The organism is Mesorhizobium sp. M0048 (assembly GCF_040323405.1).
Lineage (GTDB): Bacteria > Pseudomonadota > Alphaproteobacteria > Rhizobiales > Rhizobiaceae > Mesorhizobium.
In genome coordinates, this window is record NZ_JAMYUV010000080.1 from 1 (window position 1) to 14,495 (window position 14,495).

14 protein-coding genes and 1 tRNA gene are annotated in these 14,495 nt (G+C 63.9%); 9 read left to right on the forward strand and 6 right to left on the reverse strand.

The genetic code is table 11. The features are described 5' to 3' along the window. Window positions 1–209: TOBE domain-containing protein (locus NKJ84_RS31570; protein ID WP_352509786.1), on the forward strand; the 209-nt coding region annotated here is incomplete at its 5' end. Window positions 210–521: 312 nt separating this feature from the next. Here the strand turns inward: NKJ84_RS31570 and NKJ84_RS31575 are convergent. Further along, window positions 522–2,021 (reverse strand): helicase HerA domain-containing protein, encoded by a 1,500-nt coding sequence (locus NKJ84_RS31575; RefSeq protein WP_352509787.1) that lies wholly within the window; start codon window positions 2,019–2,021, stop codon window positions 522–524. 522 nt (window positions 2,022–2,543) lie between these two features. Between NKJ84_RS31575 and NKJ84_RS31580 the strand changes: the two genes are divergently transcribed. Continuing rightward, window positions 2,544–2,858 (forward strand): hypothetical protein, encoded by a 315-nt coding sequence (locus tag NKJ84_RS31580; RefSeq protein ID WP_352509788.1) that lies wholly within the window; start codon window positions 2,544–2,546, stop codon window positions 2,856–2,858. A gap of 181 nt (window positions 2,859–3,039) precedes the next feature. Here the strand turns inward: NKJ84_RS31580 and NKJ84_RS31585 are convergent. Both NKJ84_RS31585 and NKJ84_RS31590 read right to left on the reverse strand, forming a co-directional pair. Beyond that, window positions 3,040–3,115 (reverse strand) — tRNA-Ala (locus NKJ84_RS31585). Window positions 3,116–3,278: 163 nt separating this feature from the next. Next, complete coding sequence (locus NKJ84_RS31590) at window positions 3,279–3,668, reverse strand: TIGR02300 family protein (RefSeq protein WP_254816066.1); 390 nt, start codon at window positions 3,666–3,668, stop codon at window positions 3,279–3,281. Window positions 3,669–3,862: 194 nt separating this feature from the next. On the opposite strand from NKJ84_RS31590, the gene aroA reads away from it, so the two are divergent. From aroA to rpsA, 3 genes are all read left to right on the forward strand, one after another. Continuing rightward, complete coding sequence (gene aroA, locus NKJ84_RS31595) at window positions 3,863–5,221, forward strand: 3-phosphoshikimate 1-carboxyvinyltransferase (RefSeq protein WP_352509789.1); 1,359 nt, start codon at window positions 3,863–3,865, stop codon at window positions 5,219–5,221. A 260-nt stretch (window positions 5,222–5,481) separates the two neighbouring features. Then, window positions 5,482–6,132: a (d)CMP kinase gene (gene cmk, locus NKJ84_RS31600; protein WP_352509790.1), complete on the forward strand. Its 651-nt coding sequence runs from the start codon at window positions 5,482–5,484 to the stop codon at window positions 6,130–6,132. A 204-nt stretch (window positions 6,133–6,336) separates the two neighbouring features. Then, window positions 6,337–8,034 carry a 30S ribosomal protein S1 gene (gene rpsA / locus NKJ84_RS31605; protein WP_023676278.1) on the forward strand — a complete coding sequence of 566 codons (1,698 nt, stop codon included), beginning with the start codon at window positions 6,337–6,339 and terminating at the stop codon, window positions 8,032–8,034. Window positions 8,035–8,135: 101 nt separating this feature from the next. Here rpsA and NKJ84_RS31610 read toward each other — a convergent pair whose 3' ends face one another. The 3 genes from NKJ84_RS31610 to NKJ84_RS31620 are packed head-to-tail and all read right to left on the reverse strand — an operon-like array spanning window position 8,136 to window position 11,326. Further along, window positions 8,136–8,843 (reverse strand): SDR family NAD(P)-dependent oxidoreductase, encoded by a 708-nt coding sequence (locus NKJ84_RS31610; RefSeq protein ID WP_352480696.1) that lies wholly within the window; start codon window positions 8,841–8,843, stop codon window positions 8,136–8,138. A gap of 57 nt (window positions 8,844–8,900) precedes the next feature. Further along, on the reverse strand, window positions 8,901–10,481 hold the full coding sequence (locus NKJ84_RS31615) for a 5-guanidino-2-oxopentanoate decarboxylase (protein ID WP_352509792.1): 1,581 nt from the start codon (window positions 10,479–10,481) through the stop codon (window positions 8,901–8,903). Further along, a complete protein-coding gene (locus NKJ84_RS31620; RefSeq protein WP_352509798.1) occupies window positions 10,478–11,326 on the reverse strand; it encodes a dimethylarginine dimethylaminohydrolase family protein in 849 nt (282 codons plus the stop codon). The genes NKJ84_RS31615 and NKJ84_RS31620 overlap by 4 nt, the downstream gene beginning before the upstream one ends. A gap of 217 nt (window positions 11,327–11,543) precedes the next feature. Here NKJ84_RS31620 and NKJ84_RS31625 point away from each other — a divergent pair, with 217 nt between their 5' ends. The 4 genes from NKJ84_RS31625 to NKJ84_RS31640 all read left to right on the forward strand — a co-directional run. Then, window positions 11,544–12,353, forward strand: coding sequence for an ABC transporter ATP-binding protein (locus NKJ84_RS31625; protein WP_352509793.1), 810 nt, complete (start codon window positions 11,544–11,546; stop codon window positions 12,351–12,353). 56 nt (window positions 12,354–12,409) lie between these two features. Continuing rightward, entirely contained in the window at window positions 12,410–13,204 is a 795-nt protein-coding gene (locus NKJ84_RS31630; protein ID WP_352509795.1) for a transporter substrate-binding domain-containing protein, read from the forward strand. 126 nt (window positions 13,205–13,330) lie between these two features. Then, on the forward strand, window positions 13,331–14,062 hold the full coding sequence (locus NKJ84_RS31635) for an ABC transporter permease (RefSeq protein ID WP_352509796.1): 732 nt from the start codon (window positions 13,331–13,333) through the stop codon (window positions 14,060–14,062). After that, window positions 14,062–14,495: ABC transporter permease subunit (locus tag NKJ84_RS31640; RefSeq protein ID WP_352509797.1), on the forward strand; the 434-nt coding region annotated here is incomplete at its 3' end. The genes NKJ84_RS31635 and NKJ84_RS31640, both read left to right, overlap by 1 nt.

The window sequence follows — 14,495 nt, forward strand, 5'->3', positions numbered from 1 at the left end:
CGGCTCCGGATACGGCCAATGCGAACGTGCTGCGGGGGGAAGTGTCGAAACGCATCTTTGCCGGCAATAGCAGCACCTACTTCGTCGAACGTGGCGGACAGATACTGAAAGTCATCGTGCAGAACACCGGTGCTGACAAGCTGGCGGAGGGCCAGGAAGTGGTGCTGCGGTGGTCGCCGGAGAGTACCGTCCTGATGGCAGCGAGTTAGTCTAGCGGGCGGCCGTGCTAACGGGACGTTGCGTTACCTCCCCACCTCCTCTGCCCTACCGAACATTCGTCGCTCATCGTGAGCAAAGAAAAAATCCACCGCCAGATATTGGCAGCACTAATTGACTGCGTTGGGTCCAGATCAGGACAAATCCTTTGCCGTGCAGACCGCCGGCTCACTCACATCTCGCACCAAGAAGCCGCCGGTCCACTTTCCGCCCAAACGCGACGTCTGAGTAATGCTTCGGCGATGACCGCTTTTGGCTTTGCTGCTGTTGAGCGACGCCAGCTTTCGCCCAAATCGCCCTCCCCATCATCCCACCACCCTCCCCTGCTCCGCCTCCTCGGCATTCGGATCGCCCGGCGCCGTCGCCCAGGCCAGTTCGACCAGCGTCACCGTCCGCCGGCCAACCCCATCCAGCTGGCAGACGATCAGCCCCTGCTCCTCGATATAGGTCAGCAGGCGCCGGGCGCGGCGCAGCGAGTGCGAGCCATAGGCGCGGGCGATCGCCGCGTCGCTCGGGCAGGGCCACCCCTCCTTGGCCGCGCGGGCGATCATCATGAACACGCCCTGCATATCCTCGGGCAGCAGCGAGGCGCGCGCCGAGACATCTTGCCAGGCGTCATCGTCGGCCATGTCGGAGCCCAGGCCGGCGCGGGCGCGCGTCAGCATGCGGCGGAACGCGGGCAGGTCCGGCACGACCGAGGCGAGGCCCTCTATGCGGCAGCGGACCACGAACTCCTGATAGAGCACGCCGATGACACGGAAGCCCGCGTCGGGTTGCGCCAGCACAGCGCGCAGCACCCGGTCGACACGCTCGCGCCGCTCCGCCAAGTCCTCGGCGCTGATCGGCGGCTCCACCGCTTCGGGGCGGATTTCCAGCGCCGCCGATTTTGCCGCCATCAGCTGATCGAGCAGGTCCGGCGACGACCGGCGCTGCGGCCGGACGGTTTCGGGCGGCGGGGCCGCCAGGATGATCGCGCGCGCGTCCTCCAGTCCCGATTCCGGCAGCGGCATCAGGCGCGGCGTCGCCTTGCGCGGACTTGTATCGGTCGGGCCGATGCGCAAGCCGAGCGGGCGGCGCGACAGCGCCGGGCCGAGCGCCATGAACTGCCCGCGCTCGAGGTCGCGAAAGGCTTCCGCCTGGCGCCGCTCCATGCCGAGCAGGTCGGCGGCGCGCGCCATGTCGATATCGAGAAAGGTCCGGCCCATGAGAAAATTGGAAGCCTCGGCGGCGACGTTCTTGGCAAGCTTGGCCAGCCGCTGGGTGGCGATGATCCCGGCCAGCCCGCGTTTGCGGCCACGGCACATCAGATTGGTCATGGCGCCGAGAGAGAGCTTGCGCGCCTCGTCCGAAACCTCGCCGGCAACCGCCGGCGCGAACAGCTGCGCCTCGTCCACCACCACCAGCATCGGATACCAGTGGTCGCGGGCGACCTCGAAAAGTCCGCCGAGGAAGGCGGCGGCGCGCCGCATCTGGTTCTCGGCGTCGAGCCCCTCGAGATTAAGCACCGTGGAGACGCGGTGGATGCGCGCCCGCTCGCCGGCGCTCTGCAGGCCGCGCTCGGTATGCTCCTCGGCGTCGATCACCAGATGGCCAAAACGGTCGCCCAGTGTCACGAAGTCGCCTTCGGGATCGATGATCGTCTGCTGCACCCAGGGCGCACTCTGCTCCAAGAGCCGGCGCAGCAGGTGGGACTTGCCGGAGCCCGAATTGCCCTGCACCAAAAGGCGCGTCGCCAGCAGTTCTTCAAGATCCAGCGCCGCCGGGGCGCCTGCGCTCGTGTGGCCCATCTCGATCGCAACCGTCATGTCTTCGACTCTCCTTAAGGAGAGGGCTTATCAACCGCATCACAGCCCGTCGAGCGCGCCATGGCCGACGCTCCGTGTTGCGCACAGGCTGGATGCTGCTCACGATCAGGGGATCGCAGAGGATTGGAATGAAACGGGCCGTTTCGATTCGATAAGGAGGCGGTGCGGATGTTTCGCAGCCGTTATCCGGAGGTCGAGTTGGATCTCATCGGGATGAATTCGCCATTGCTGGAAAGAGCACTCGCCGCCAGCGAGATCTACCTCGGCATGCTGCATCCCCGCTCTCGACCCCGGAGCTGATCGTCCATGGCCTGCCCGACGAGCCGCTGGTGCTGGCGTCCGGCAACACACCGGCTTGCGGCTCGCCTTTTACCGCTGTCGTGGTGCCATTCGCGAAACGACGAACAACAAAGCTCTCATAATGACTGTATCGATCACTATTTCTGTCGAACGGAACATCCTGGAAAAACTCTCGTTGGGTTAGATCGCGATCCAGCGATGCAACTCGATGGAGACACTAAGATGATGAAAATTCTCTCTGCATCCCTACTTGCTATCGGCCTGGCCACATCTGCCATGGCACAATCAACCGGTTCGGGAACTGGCGGAACTGGTATGAACGGCAATACCGGCGTCGACACGGGCACCGCCGGCAACAGCGGCAACAACGGGACCAGTACCACTACGCCGAACCAGATCGATCCGAATGCAACGAACGCCACCACGCCGCAGACAAACGGTATGGGGGACCGCTGCAAGGATACGGCAGGCAACGACACCGACAACAACACCCCAAGCGGCGCCATGACGTCGGATATGCAGAACTGCAACAAGTAACGGAGTTTTGCTCAGCGGTCGTTTCAGCCCGCTGCCTGGTCCAGACCGGGCACGGGCTCACCATTTTAGATGGACGGCGAGCCGAGGTCGGCTAGCCATACATTTTGTCTCAGCTAGGTCGGCGACAGATGGCGGCCAGCCCGGGACCGGCGGCCGTTCTGCTGATTTTCGCGGAGAGAACTGGTGGAGCCAATCGGAATCGAACCGACGACCTCTTGAATGCCATTCAAGCGCTCTCCCAACTGAGCTATGGCCCCACTCCGGCAGTTCGCCGGCGCCGTTTCCGGCGAAGAGATCCGGCGCGGGTTCTAGGCCGCGCCATTAGTGCAGGCGGCTTCTAACCCCGCCTTCAGTCAATATCAAGCCTTCAACGACCGCTTTTTCTAGGCGGCGCGGCGAAAGCCGGCGAATGCGGTTCGCTCAGACTTCGTCGTCGTCGTCGCCGACGCCGATCATGTCGGCAACGTCGTCGTCTTCTTCCTCTTCGTCGGCGAGGAATGTGTCATCCTCATCATCGCCAAGGTCGACGTCGTCCTCGTCATCGGCGAGATCGGGAAGCTCGTCGGCCTTCGCGTCCTCGTCCGCCTCTTCGAGCGAGACGACCTCGACGCCCTCTTCCTCCTCGGCGTCCACTTCCTTTTCGGCAACTTCCTCTTCTTCCTCGAGGGCGGCGATCTTGCCTTCTTCGAAATAGGATCGCGGATAGCTCTTGCCCGTATAAGGCGAGACGATCGGGTCCTTGTTCAAGTCATAGAATTTTCGACCCGTCTCCGGGTCGATGCGTTTGGTGCCAAGTTCGGGTTTTGCCACAGCAAGCCTCGTCGATGAAAGTTTGGTCCCCTTAACCAGAGTTTACGGCGCTGTCAAAGCGAAAAGCCGGCGTCCCAAAAAGCGTGAATTCGAAGGCCTTCGTACCAAGGGGATGACCATTTCGGTCCGCCATGATAGGAGACCGCGCAAACCAGAAGAAAATAGCCGGGCGCCGGCGTTTCCAGGAAAGAACCATGTCGCACGCTGCTGCCCCGAAACAGGCCACCGCCCGCAAATCATCTGGCCTTTCAGGTGCGGCACGGGTGCCGGGCGACAAGTCGATCTCGCACCGCTCGTTCATGTTCGGTGGCCTGGCCTCTGGCGAAACCCGCATCACCGGGCTGCTGGAAGGCGAGGACGTAATGCGTACGGGCGCCGCCATGAAGGCGATGGGCGCTCATATCGAGAAGCATGGCACTGAGTGGGTGATCCGCGGCACCGGCAATGGCGCGCTGCTGCAGCCGGAAGGCCCACTCGATTTCGGCAATGCCGGCACGGGCTCCCGCCTCACTATGGGCCTGGTCGGCACCTATGACATGGAGACCACCTTCATCGGCGACGCCTCGCTGTCCGGCCGGCCGATGGGCCGCGTGCTCGAGCCGCTGCGCCAGATGGGCGTGCAGGTGCTGAAGGCGACGCCTGGCGACCGCATGCCGATCACGCTGCACGGGCCTAAGCACGCCGCGCCGATCACCTACCGCGTGCCGATGGCATCGGCACAAGTCAAGTCGGCGGTGCTGCTGGCTGGGCTGAACACGCCGGGCATCACCACCGTCATCGAGCCGGTGATGACGCGCGATCACACAGAAAAGATGCTCAAGGGATTCGGCGCCAATCTGTCGGTCGAGACCGACGAGCGCGGCGTGCGCCACATTTTCATCGAAGGCCAGGGCAAGCTCACCGGGCAGACCATCGCGGTGCCAGGCGACCCCTCCTCGGCGGGCTTTCCACTGGTGGCGGCGCTGATCGTGCCGGGTTCGGACATTACAATCGAAAACGTGCTGATGAACCCGACCCGCACCGGACTTCTGTTGACGCTGCAGGAAATGGGCGCGCGCATCGACATAATCGACCCGCGCAACGAAGGCGGCGAGGATGTCGCCGACCTGCGCGTGCGCTATTCCGAGTTGAAGGGCGTCACCGTGCCGCCCGAACGGGCGCCGACCATGATCGACGAGTATCCGGTGCTTGCCGTGGCGGCCAGCTTCGCCGAGGGCGAAACGCTGATGCTCGGGCTGGAAGAGCTTCGGGTGAAGGAATCCGACCGGCTGTCGGCGGTCGCCAACGGGCTAACGCTCAACGGCGTCGACTGCACCGAGGGCGAGGCCTCGCTTGTCGTGCGTGGAAAGCCGGGCGGCAAGGGATTGGGCCAGCACCCAAATGGACAAGGCACCATCGTCCAGACCCACCTCGACCACCGCATCGCCATGAGTTTTCTGGTGATGGGGTTGGCGACGGAAAAACCTGTGACCATCGACGACCAGGCGATGATTGCTACGAGCTTTCCGGAATTCATGGGGCTGATGAAGGGGCTGGGGGCGGAGATCGAGTGACAGTTGATGGCAATCGTAAACCTTGGAGATTGGGCGCCAACATCCTTCCCTTCGTCATCCTGGGGCGAAGCAAGGAGCGAAGCGACGCGGCGAAGACCCCAGGATCCATGCCGTGACGTCAGAGCATCGCAACGGTTCAGAATTCTGGCCCGCCGCATCCCTCGGTACATGTCACGGCATGGATCCCAGGGTCTCCGCGACGGAGCTTCGCTCCTGCTCCGCCCTGGGATGACGAAGGCGCGAGGGCTGGTCCACTGCCAATGAGCATCCCTTTTACCATCGCCATCGACGGCCCCGCCGGCGCCGGCAAGGGCACGCTCGCCCGCAGGCTGGCCGATCACTATCGGCTGAACCTGCTCGACACCGGCCTTACCTATCGCGCGGTGGCGCATGCGCTGCTCCGGCTCGGCCTGCCGCTCGACAATGTTTCGGCCGCTGAAACCGCGGCCCGGCAGGTCGATCCGGCAAAGCTCGACCGCGCAGTGCTTTCGGCACACGCCGTTGGCGAGGCGGCTTCGAAAGTGGCAGTGATCCCGTCGGTGCGGCGCATCCTGGTAGAGAAACAGCGTGACTTCGCAAGAACACCGCCTGGCGCGGTGCTCGACGGCCGCGACATCGGCACCGTCGTCTGTCCCGATGCCGACGTAAAACTCTATGTCACGGCCAGTGCCGAGGTGCGGGCAAAGCGGCGGCTGGATGAAATCGAGAGCATCGGCGGCACTGCCAATTTTGACGAAATCCTTGCCGATATCGTGCGCCGCGACGAGCGCGACATGGGCCGCGTGGACTCGCCCTTGAAGCCGGCCGTCGACGCGCACTTGCTCGACACGTCGGAAATGGCTATAGAAGCCGCGTTTCTGGCAGCACGGGCGATCATCGACGACGTCCTGGCCAAGAGAAACAAAGCCTGAGCCTGGGTTTTCCTGCCGCCGCCGATTGCCGGCGACAAAAAGAATTCCCATATCGGGCGTGAACCAGCCTGCCAGCATTCTTCATGCGCCGGAATTGCCGCTCAAAGGCGGCCAGGGCTTTTGCCCGGAACGTTGGCAGGCCAACGCAACGCTAACCCACGGCGCCGGCCCTGCGACAGATTGCGGGGCATTCCAGGAGAAACTATGTCAGTTGCAAACCCCACTCGCGATGATTTCGCGAGCCTGCTCGAAGAATCATTTTCCGCCGGCCATTCCGGCGAAGGCCAGGTCGTCAAGGGCATCATCACCGCCATTGAGAAGGACATGGCCATCATCGACGTCGGCCTCAAGGTCGAAGGCCGCGTGCCGCTGAAGGAATTCGGCGTCAAGGGCAAGGATACGACGCTCAAGGTCGGCGACACGGTCGAGGTCTATGTCGAGCGTATCGAGAACGCGCTTGGCGAAGCCATGCTGTCGCGTGAAAAGGCCCGCCGCGAAGAGAGCTGGGTCCGTCTCGAAGAGAAGTTCACCAAGGGCGAACGCGTCGAAGGCGTCATCTTCAACCAGGTCAAGGGCGGCTTCACCGTCGACCTCGACGGCGCCGTGGCCTTCCTGCCGCGCAGCCAGGTCGACATCCGCCCGATCCGCGACGTCTCGCCGCTGATGCACAACCCGCAGCCCTTCGAGATCCTCAAGATGGATCGCCGCCGCGGCAACATCGTGGTGTCGCGCCGCACCGTGCTCGAGGAAAGCCGCGCCGAACAGCGTTCGGAAATCGTGCAGAACCTCGAAGAAGGCCAGGTGGTCGAAGGCGTCGTCAAGAACATCACCGACTATGGTGCGTTCGTCGACCTCGGCGGCATCGACGGCCTGCTGCACGTCACCGACATGGCATGGCGCCGCGTCAACCATCCGACCGAAATCCTCAACATCGGCCAGACGGTCAAGGTGCAGATCATCCGCATCAACCAGGAAACCCACCGCATCTCGCTCGGCATGAAGCAGCTCGAGAGCGATCCGTGGTCCGAGATCGGCACCAAGTTCCCGATCGGCAAGAAGATCAAGGGTACCGTTACCAACATCACCGACTACGGCGCATTCGTCGAGCTGGAGCCGGGCATCGAAGGCCTCATCCACGTTTCGGAAATGTCGTGGACCAAGAAGAACGTGCATCCCGGCAAGATCCTGTCGACAACGCAGGAAGTCGACGTTGTGGTGCTCGAAGTCGATCCGGCCAAGCGCCGTATCTCGCTCGGCCTCAAGCAGACGCTGGAGAACCCGTGGGAGGCCTTCGCGCGCAGCCACCCGGTCGGCAGCCAGGTTGAGGGCGAGGTCAAGAACAAGACGGAGTTCGGCCTGTTTATCGGCCTCGAAGGCGACGTCGACGGTATGGTCCACCTTTCCGACCTCGACTGGACCCGTCCGGGCGAGCAGGTGATCGAGGAGTACAATCGCGGCGACATGGTCAAGGCGCAGGTGCTCGACGTCGACATCGACAAGGAGCGCATCTCGCTCGGCATCAAGCAGTTGGCCAAGGACACGGTCGGCGAAGCCGCGACGTCGGGCGAACTGCGCAAGAACGCAGTCGTCACCTGCGAGGTTATCGGCGTGAAGGATGGCGGTCTGGAAGTGCGGCTGGTCGACAGCGGCATCGAGACCTTCATCAAGCGCTCCGACCTCAGCCGTGACCGCGACGAGCAGCGCCCCGAGCGCTTCACCGTCGGCCAGAAGGTCGACGCCCGCGTCATCGCCTTCGACAAGAAGACCCGCAAACTGCAGGTCTCCATCAAGGCGCTGGAAATCGCCGAAGAGAAGGAAGCGGTCGCCCAATACGGTTCGACCGACTCCGGCGCTTCGCTGGGCGACATCCTTGGCGCCGCGCTGAAGAAGCAGGGCAGCTAAGCCAACACCGCGCTTCGCGCGGGTTATAAACGAAACAAGAGAGCCCCGCCGGAACGATCAGGCGGGGCTTTTGCTTGTGACCTTTGCGACGGACCGCAGGCTCAGGCCCTGCCGTAAAGCGGCACCAGCGTGCCGCTGATGGCCATGTTGGCCGGCGAGGCGAGATAGGCAATGGCCTCGGCGGCCGCTTCAAGGCTGACCCATCTGCTGAAATCTGCGTTCGGCATGTCAGCCCGGTTGGCCGGCGTGTCGAGCGTCGAGGGCGCCACGGCGTTGACCAGAATGCCGTTGCCCTTCAGCTCTTCGGCCATCGCCACGGTCATCGCGGCGACTGCCGCCTTGGCGGCGGCGTAGGCCACCTTGCCGGAGCCGCGCCGCGGATCGAGCCCGGCTCGCGCGGTGACATTGACGATGCGGCCCGGCACGGAAGATTCCAGCATCGAGCGTATCGCCGCGCGGCAGCACAGGAAGGTGGTGCGGGCGTTGGTGTCCATCATCTCGGCGAAGGAGGCGGGCTCGATCTTCTCGACCGGCGCGGCGGTGAAGCCGCCGGCCAGATGCACCGATGCCCATAAATTCGGAACGCTGGCATAGAAGGCGTCGACCTTGGCAGGGTCGGCGAGGTCGACGTTATGCGCCAACCTGACGCGGTCATGCGCCGGGAAGGGGAAATGTGCAGGCGCGGCAGCGTGAGCGTTGGGCACATGGCAGATCGCGCCCTGCTCCAGCAGGTTCCCTACGACCGCGCCGCCAAGGGCACCGGTGCCGCCGGTCACCACGATATGTCTGCCGTCCAGTGTTTCCGTCATATTCGACCGCTCCGTCATTGCGCGCCGCCGATCCGGAAGGTCGCGCCTTTCGCGCGATCACTCAACCGAAATCTCTATGACGTAAGGTCGTCCAGTCGCCCGCGCGCGCCCAAGCGCGTCCGCCAAGCCGCCGGCGCCGGAAATCCGCTCGGCGGCAATGCCGTAGGCTTCGGCCAATTTGCAGAAATCCGGCGGTGCCGGGGAGACGCCGACCGGCTCGACGCCGACGTCGAGCATCGAGGTTTCGATCTCGCGGTAGCCGCGATTGTTCCAGACGGCGAAGATCACCGGCGCCGCAGCGTCGAGCGCGGCGCCCAGTTCCGGCAGGGTGAACTGGAAGCCGCCGTCGCCGGTGAGGCAAACGACCGGCGCCTCAGGCCTGGCAAGGACGGCGCCGATCGCCGCCGCCGGGCCATAGCCGAGCGCGCCGAAGCCGGTGGCCGCGTTGAACCAGCCGCCCGGCCGGTCATGATCGTAATAGAGGTTGGCGGCGTAGACCGGCTGGGTCGAATCGCCGACGATGATCGCGCCAGGCAGCGCATCGCGGATCGTCTCGACGGCGCGCAGTTGCGCCTGCATAGCCGGGCCGATCTCGGCAAAGGCCGCTTGCCGCGTCGCGGCGGCGCGAGCGGCGCCGTCGACCGATTGCGCCTGGCCCGTGCCGAGTTCGGCACCCAGCGCCTCGAGCGCTGCACCGCAATCGGCCTGGATCGAAATCCGGGCCGGCCGGCGGGCAAGCTGGTCGGCGCCGATATCGATGCGGATCAGATTGGCAGGCAGGACAAAACCGCCGTCGCCATAGCCATCATAGTCGGTCGGACCGAATTCGGTGCCGGCGGCAATGACCAGATCGGCGCCGGCCATCAGCGCACGCACCGCCTTCAGGCTGGGGCTGGCCGGCACGCCAAGCGGATGGCGATAGAGCAGGCCGCGCGCATTGGCGGTCTGGACGACCGGCGCTCCCAACCTCTCGGCAAGGCGCTGCAACGGTGCTTCGGCCGCTTTGGCGCCGCCGCCGGCCAGGATAAGCGGCCGGCGGGCGGACGCGCATAGCCTTGCCGCCGCGGCAATCGCCGCCACATCCGGCTCGGGCGGCGCTGAATTCCGCAGCAACGGCACGATGCTGTTGCCAGGCAGGCTCATGACATCGGTCGGGATCTCGATATGCACCGGACCCGGACGCGAGGATGAAAACAGCGCAAAGGCGCGGGCGAGCACGCCGGGCAGCTCGCCGGCGTCGGTGACACGGTGCGAAAACAGCGCCACCTTCTCCATCATGCCGCGCTGGTCTGGCAGTTCATGCAGATGGCCAAGGCCTTTGCCCAGCGTCGGTGTGGCGTTGACGCCCGAGATTACCAGCATCGGCACCGAATCGGCGCGCGCCTGGCCCATGGCGGTGATGGTGTTGGTCAGCCCCGGCCCGGTGATGACGAAGGCGATGCCGGGCCTGCCGCTGGCGCGCGCATAGCCATCAGCCATGAAGCCGGCGCCCTGCTCGTGGCGCGGCGTGACGTGACGGATCTTCGACCGCGCAAGCCCGCGATAGAGCTCGACCGTGTGTACGCCGGGAATGCCGAAGACTATGTCGACGCCGTGCGCTTCGAGCAAGGTGATGAGCGCTTCGCCGATGGTCGTCATTGTCTTAGCACCGGGCGTGTGAGGCAGGTCGGGCCGCCCTCGCAGGCAATGCACAGCGCATCGGCCTCGAATGTCGAGACCGTACAGCCAGCGGCCTGCATGGCAGCCGCCGTCTTCGGAAAACCGGCAACGGCGATAACCTGGCGCGGCGCGGTCGGCAGGACGTTGAGGCTGAGCCCATTCGAGGCGAAGAATTCGTCGGCGTCGCCCTCGACCAGCCGAATGCCGCGTTCGCGCAGCATTTGGTGGAAGGCGACCGGCAGGAGGGGCGCATAGACCAGCGCCAGATCGTCGGCGAGCGGGCTGATCACCGACATCAGGTGCAGGCAGGCCTCCTCGCCTTGCCAGAGCGGCAGGTCGAAGCCGTAGACCTGGATACCCTTGGGCGAAAGCAGGTTGGCGAGCTGCTGGATGCCGAGCTGATTGGTGCGCACGCCGCGGCCGACGGCCAGCGTGTTTGCATCCACCCACACGCAGTCGCCGCCCTCGACCTGGCCGGGAGCCTCGATACGGCCAAGGATGGGGATGCCCATGCGCCCATAGGCTGCCTCGTGCAGGCCTGGCTCGGGCCGGCGCAGCGCCTTGCCCATAGCGAGGATAACCGCGCCGTGGTCGGTCATCAGCGAGGGATCGTGGGTGAAGACCGAATCGGCAAGCCCGTCATCGGCGTCGCTCAGCCATTCGATTTCGGCGCCTGAGACAGAAATCAGCCTGGCCAGCGCATCATGCTGGGCCGCCGCTTTTTGCGGATCGAAGCCGGGGCCATAGTGCCAATCCAGCGCTTCGGCCCGACGCATGGCGCTGGCGGCGGAGCGCATCAGCACGCGCTGCAGCGTCCCGGCCATCGACTGCGACCCGTATGCTTTGACCACTAAATTCTCCTGAAACGCGCCCCTCCTGCCAATAGCCACTCGGCAGGCGGTGATCAATGGTCCAAAAACTGCGGTTGACGGAGGCAAGCGGAACGGTCCATCTTGAGAATCGGAACGCTGTCCAGTGACGGGTAATGGGTAAAAAATTCCAGCAAGGACTGCCTCGGTTGCTCCGCGGGGCGCCGCGACGATGACAGCGCCCGTCACCGCCCTGAAGCATCCGGCGCAGAACGGCGCTGCCGAAGCCATCCACGTCGAGAACCTGCACAAGAATTTCGGCAACCTGCACGTACTGAAGGGCGTTTCGCTGTCGGCGCGCGACGGCGAGGTGATCGCCATCATCGGCGGCTCAGGCTCGGGCAAATCCACGCTGCTGCGCTGCATCAACTGCCTGGAGAACCCGACCAGCGGCATCATCCGCGTCAATGGCGAGCAGATCCGGTTGAAGGCCGACAGCCACGGTCACACCGTGCCCGCCGACCGCAAGCAGATCGAACGCATCCGCTCCAAGCTCGGCATGGTCTTCCAGAATTTCAATCTGTGGAGCCACATGACGTTGATCGAGAACGTCATCGAGGTTCCCGTGCATGTGCTCGGCGTCAGGCGCGATGTGGCGATCGGCGAGGCGGAAAAGCTGCTCGCCCGCGTCGGCCTTGCCGAAAAACGCGACGTCTATCCCGCCTATCTGTCGGGCGGCCAACAACAGCGCGCCGCGATCGCCAGGGCGCTGGCCATCAATCCGCGCGTCATGCTGTTCGATGAGCCGACCTCGGCGCTCGACCCGGAGCTGGTCGGTGAGGTGCTGAAGGTGATCGGCGACCTGGCGCGCGAAGGCCGCACCATGGTGCTGGTCACCCATGAGATGAAGTTTGCCCGCGAGGTCGCGACGCATGTCGTCTACCTCCATAATGGGCTGGTCGAGGAAGAGGGGCCGCCGGAACAGATCTTCGGCGCACCCAGATCCGAAAGACTGAAGCAGTTTCTGCGCAATGTTGGATGACTTGCGAGAAAAGCAGACGGGAACGTCAAAGCAAAAAAACGGGAGAACTGAAAGAAATGAAACCTTTTCTCAAAACGGTGCTCGCGGCCACGCTGATCGCATTGTCGGGTGCATTTTCGGCAAGCGCCGAACAGATCAAGGTGGGATTTTCGCCTGAAGCCTATCCGCCGTTTTACTCGCAGGATGCATCCGGCAAGTGGGGCGGCTGGGAAGTCGACATCGTCAACGCCATCTGCGGCGAAGCCAAGCTGGATTGCGTATTGACGCCAGTCCCATGGGACGGCCTTATCCCGGCGCTTAAAACCAAGAAGATCGATGCAATCATGAATTCGATGTCCATTACCGACGAACGCAAGAAGGAAATCGACTTCTCCGACAAATATTATAACACGCCGACCGCGGTGATCGGCGCCAAGGATCAGAAATTCGATGCGACGCCAGAGGGGCTGAAGGGCAAGATAGTCGGCGTTCAGGCCTCCACGGTGCACGCCGCCTACGCCAAGAAGCACTTCACCGACGCTGCGGAAATCAAGGAATACCAGACGCAGGACGAGGCAAATCAGGATCTCGCCGCCGGCCGGATCGATGCCACCCAGGCCGATTCGATCGCGCTCGACGCATTTTTGAAGTCGGATCAAGGCAAAGCGTGCTGCGACCTCAAGGGTTATGTCGCACCGGACCTGGAAGTGCTCGGGCCTGGCGTCGGCGCCGGCGTACGCCAAGGCGACACCGAGATCAAGGATAAGCTCAATGCCGCAATCAAGGCTATCCGAGCCAATGGCAAGTATGCCGAAATCACCAAGAAGTACTTCGACTTCGACATCTACGGCGACGAGTCGCAGTCCAACTGACGGCAGCGGCATCAAGCCGGGCAGGCCTAGCCGCCATCGTCGCGATGGCACGTCCGGCTTGATACATCATTGGCGCCTCAACCCGGAAGTCCAGGGGGACATAAGCTGAGCGACGTTCTCGCCACCATGTTCGGAGCCAGTTCGCTGGAATTGCTGTCCTTCGAACCGCCGAACGGCAGGGGTCTCAACCTTCTGCACGGGCTGGCAAACTCGATCGGAATTGCCTTCGGTTCCTTTGGGGTCGGTCTTGTGATCGGCGTCGGCGGCGCCTATGGCAAGCTCTATGGCGGGCCGGTGGTCCGTGACCTGCTGGAAGTTTACACCACAGTGGTCCGCGCCGTGCCCGAGTTGGTCCTGATCCTGCTGCTTTATTTCGCTGGTACCGACCTCATCAACCAGTTGCTTACCGCGCTCGGCTATGCCGCGATCGATATCAACGGGGTTGTCGCCGGCATAGGTGTGCTCGGGGTCGTGCAGGGCGCCTACTCCACCGAAGTCTTGCGCGGCGCGATCCGCGCCATTCCGCAAGGCCAGATCGAAGCCGCCCGGGCGTATGGAATGCCTCCCGGCCTGCTTCTCAGGCGCATAACGCTGCCGGCGATGCTGCCCTTCGCCATTCCGGGGTTGGCAAATCTGTGGCTGATCGCCACCAAGGACACCGCGCTTCTCGCGATCGTCGGCGTTAATGAACTGACCCAAACCACACGGACGGCAGCCGGCGCGACGAAGGCTTATTTCACCTTCTTCATGGCGGCGGGCGCGCTCTATCTCGTCCTGACCCTCGTCTCCAACATCGCTATCGGGCGCGTTGAGCGCTGGGCACGACGCGGCATGCCCTCGATCGCGGGATCGCATTGATGGCCGCCGAAACTCCGGTCATTGACGCCGCCGCACGGGCCTCGCTGTGGATGCAGCCGCACCGCATAGCGCTGATCCTGATCGCGCTGGTTGTCGTAGTGGCATCGATTTTCCTCATGCGCTGGGATTGGCTGCCGGCCTATCTGCCGCTGGCCTTGCAAGGCATATGGCGGACCATCTGGCTGCTTGTGGTAACGTCGGTGCTGGGCATCGCGCTGGCCATTCCCCTCGGCCTTGCGCAGGTGATCGGCCCGCCGATCTTGAGTGTGCCGGCCAAGGTGTTCTGCACGATTATTCGCGGCACGCCGCTGCTGCTCCAGCTCTGGCTGCTCTACTACGGACTGGGTTCGCTGTTTCCGCAATTTCCTTGGATACGCGAGTCGTTCCTCTGGCCCATTCTAAGGCAGGCATGGCCCTACGCCGTTCTTTCTCT

Excerpts from the sequence above, each read along its gene's own strand:
- NKJ84_RS31575 (WP_352509787.1), bottom strand. The coding sequence starts at position 2,021 with ATGACGGTTGCGATCGAGATGGGCCACACGAGCGCAGGCGCCCCGGCG.
- NKJ84_RS31580 (WP_352509788.1), top strand. The coding sequence starts at position 2,544 with ATGATGAAAATTCTCTCTGCATCCCTACTTGCTATCGGCCTGGCCACA.
- aroA (WP_352509789.1), top strand. The coding sequence starts at position 3,863 with ATGTCGCACGCTGCTGCCCCGAAACAGGCCACCGCCCGCAAATCATCT.
- cmk (WP_352509790.1), top strand. The coding sequence starts at position 5,482 with ATGAGCATCCCTTTTACCATCGCCATCGACGGCCCCGCCGGCGCCGGC.
- rpsA (WP_023676278.1), top strand. The coding sequence starts at position 6,337 with ATGTCAGTTGCAAACCCCACTCGCGATGATTTCGCGAGCCTGCTCGAA.
- NKJ84_RS31610 (WP_352480696.1), bottom strand. The coding sequence starts at position 8,843 with ATGACGGAAACACTGGACGGCAGACATATCGTGGTGACCGGCGGCACC.
- NKJ84_RS31615 (WP_352509792.1), bottom strand. The coding sequence starts at position 10,481 with ATGACGACCATCGGCGAAGCGCTCATCACCTTGCTCGAAGCGCACGGC.
- NKJ84_RS31620 (WP_352509798.1), bottom strand. The coding sequence starts at position 11,326 with ATGGCCGGGACGCTGCAGCGCGTGCTGATGCGCTCCGCCGCCAGCGCC.
- NKJ84_RS31625 (WP_352509793.1), top strand. The coding sequence starts at position 11,544 with ATGACAGCGCCCGTCACCGCCCTGAAGCATCCGGCGCAGAACGGCGCT.
- NKJ84_RS31630 (WP_352509795.1), top strand. The coding sequence starts at position 12,410 with ATGAAACCTTTTCTCAAAACGGTGCTCGCGGCCACGCTGATCGCATTG.
- NKJ84_RS31635 (WP_352509796.1), top strand. The coding sequence starts at position 13,331 with ATGTTCGGAGCCAGTTCGCTGGAATTGCTGTCCTTCGAACCGCCGAAC.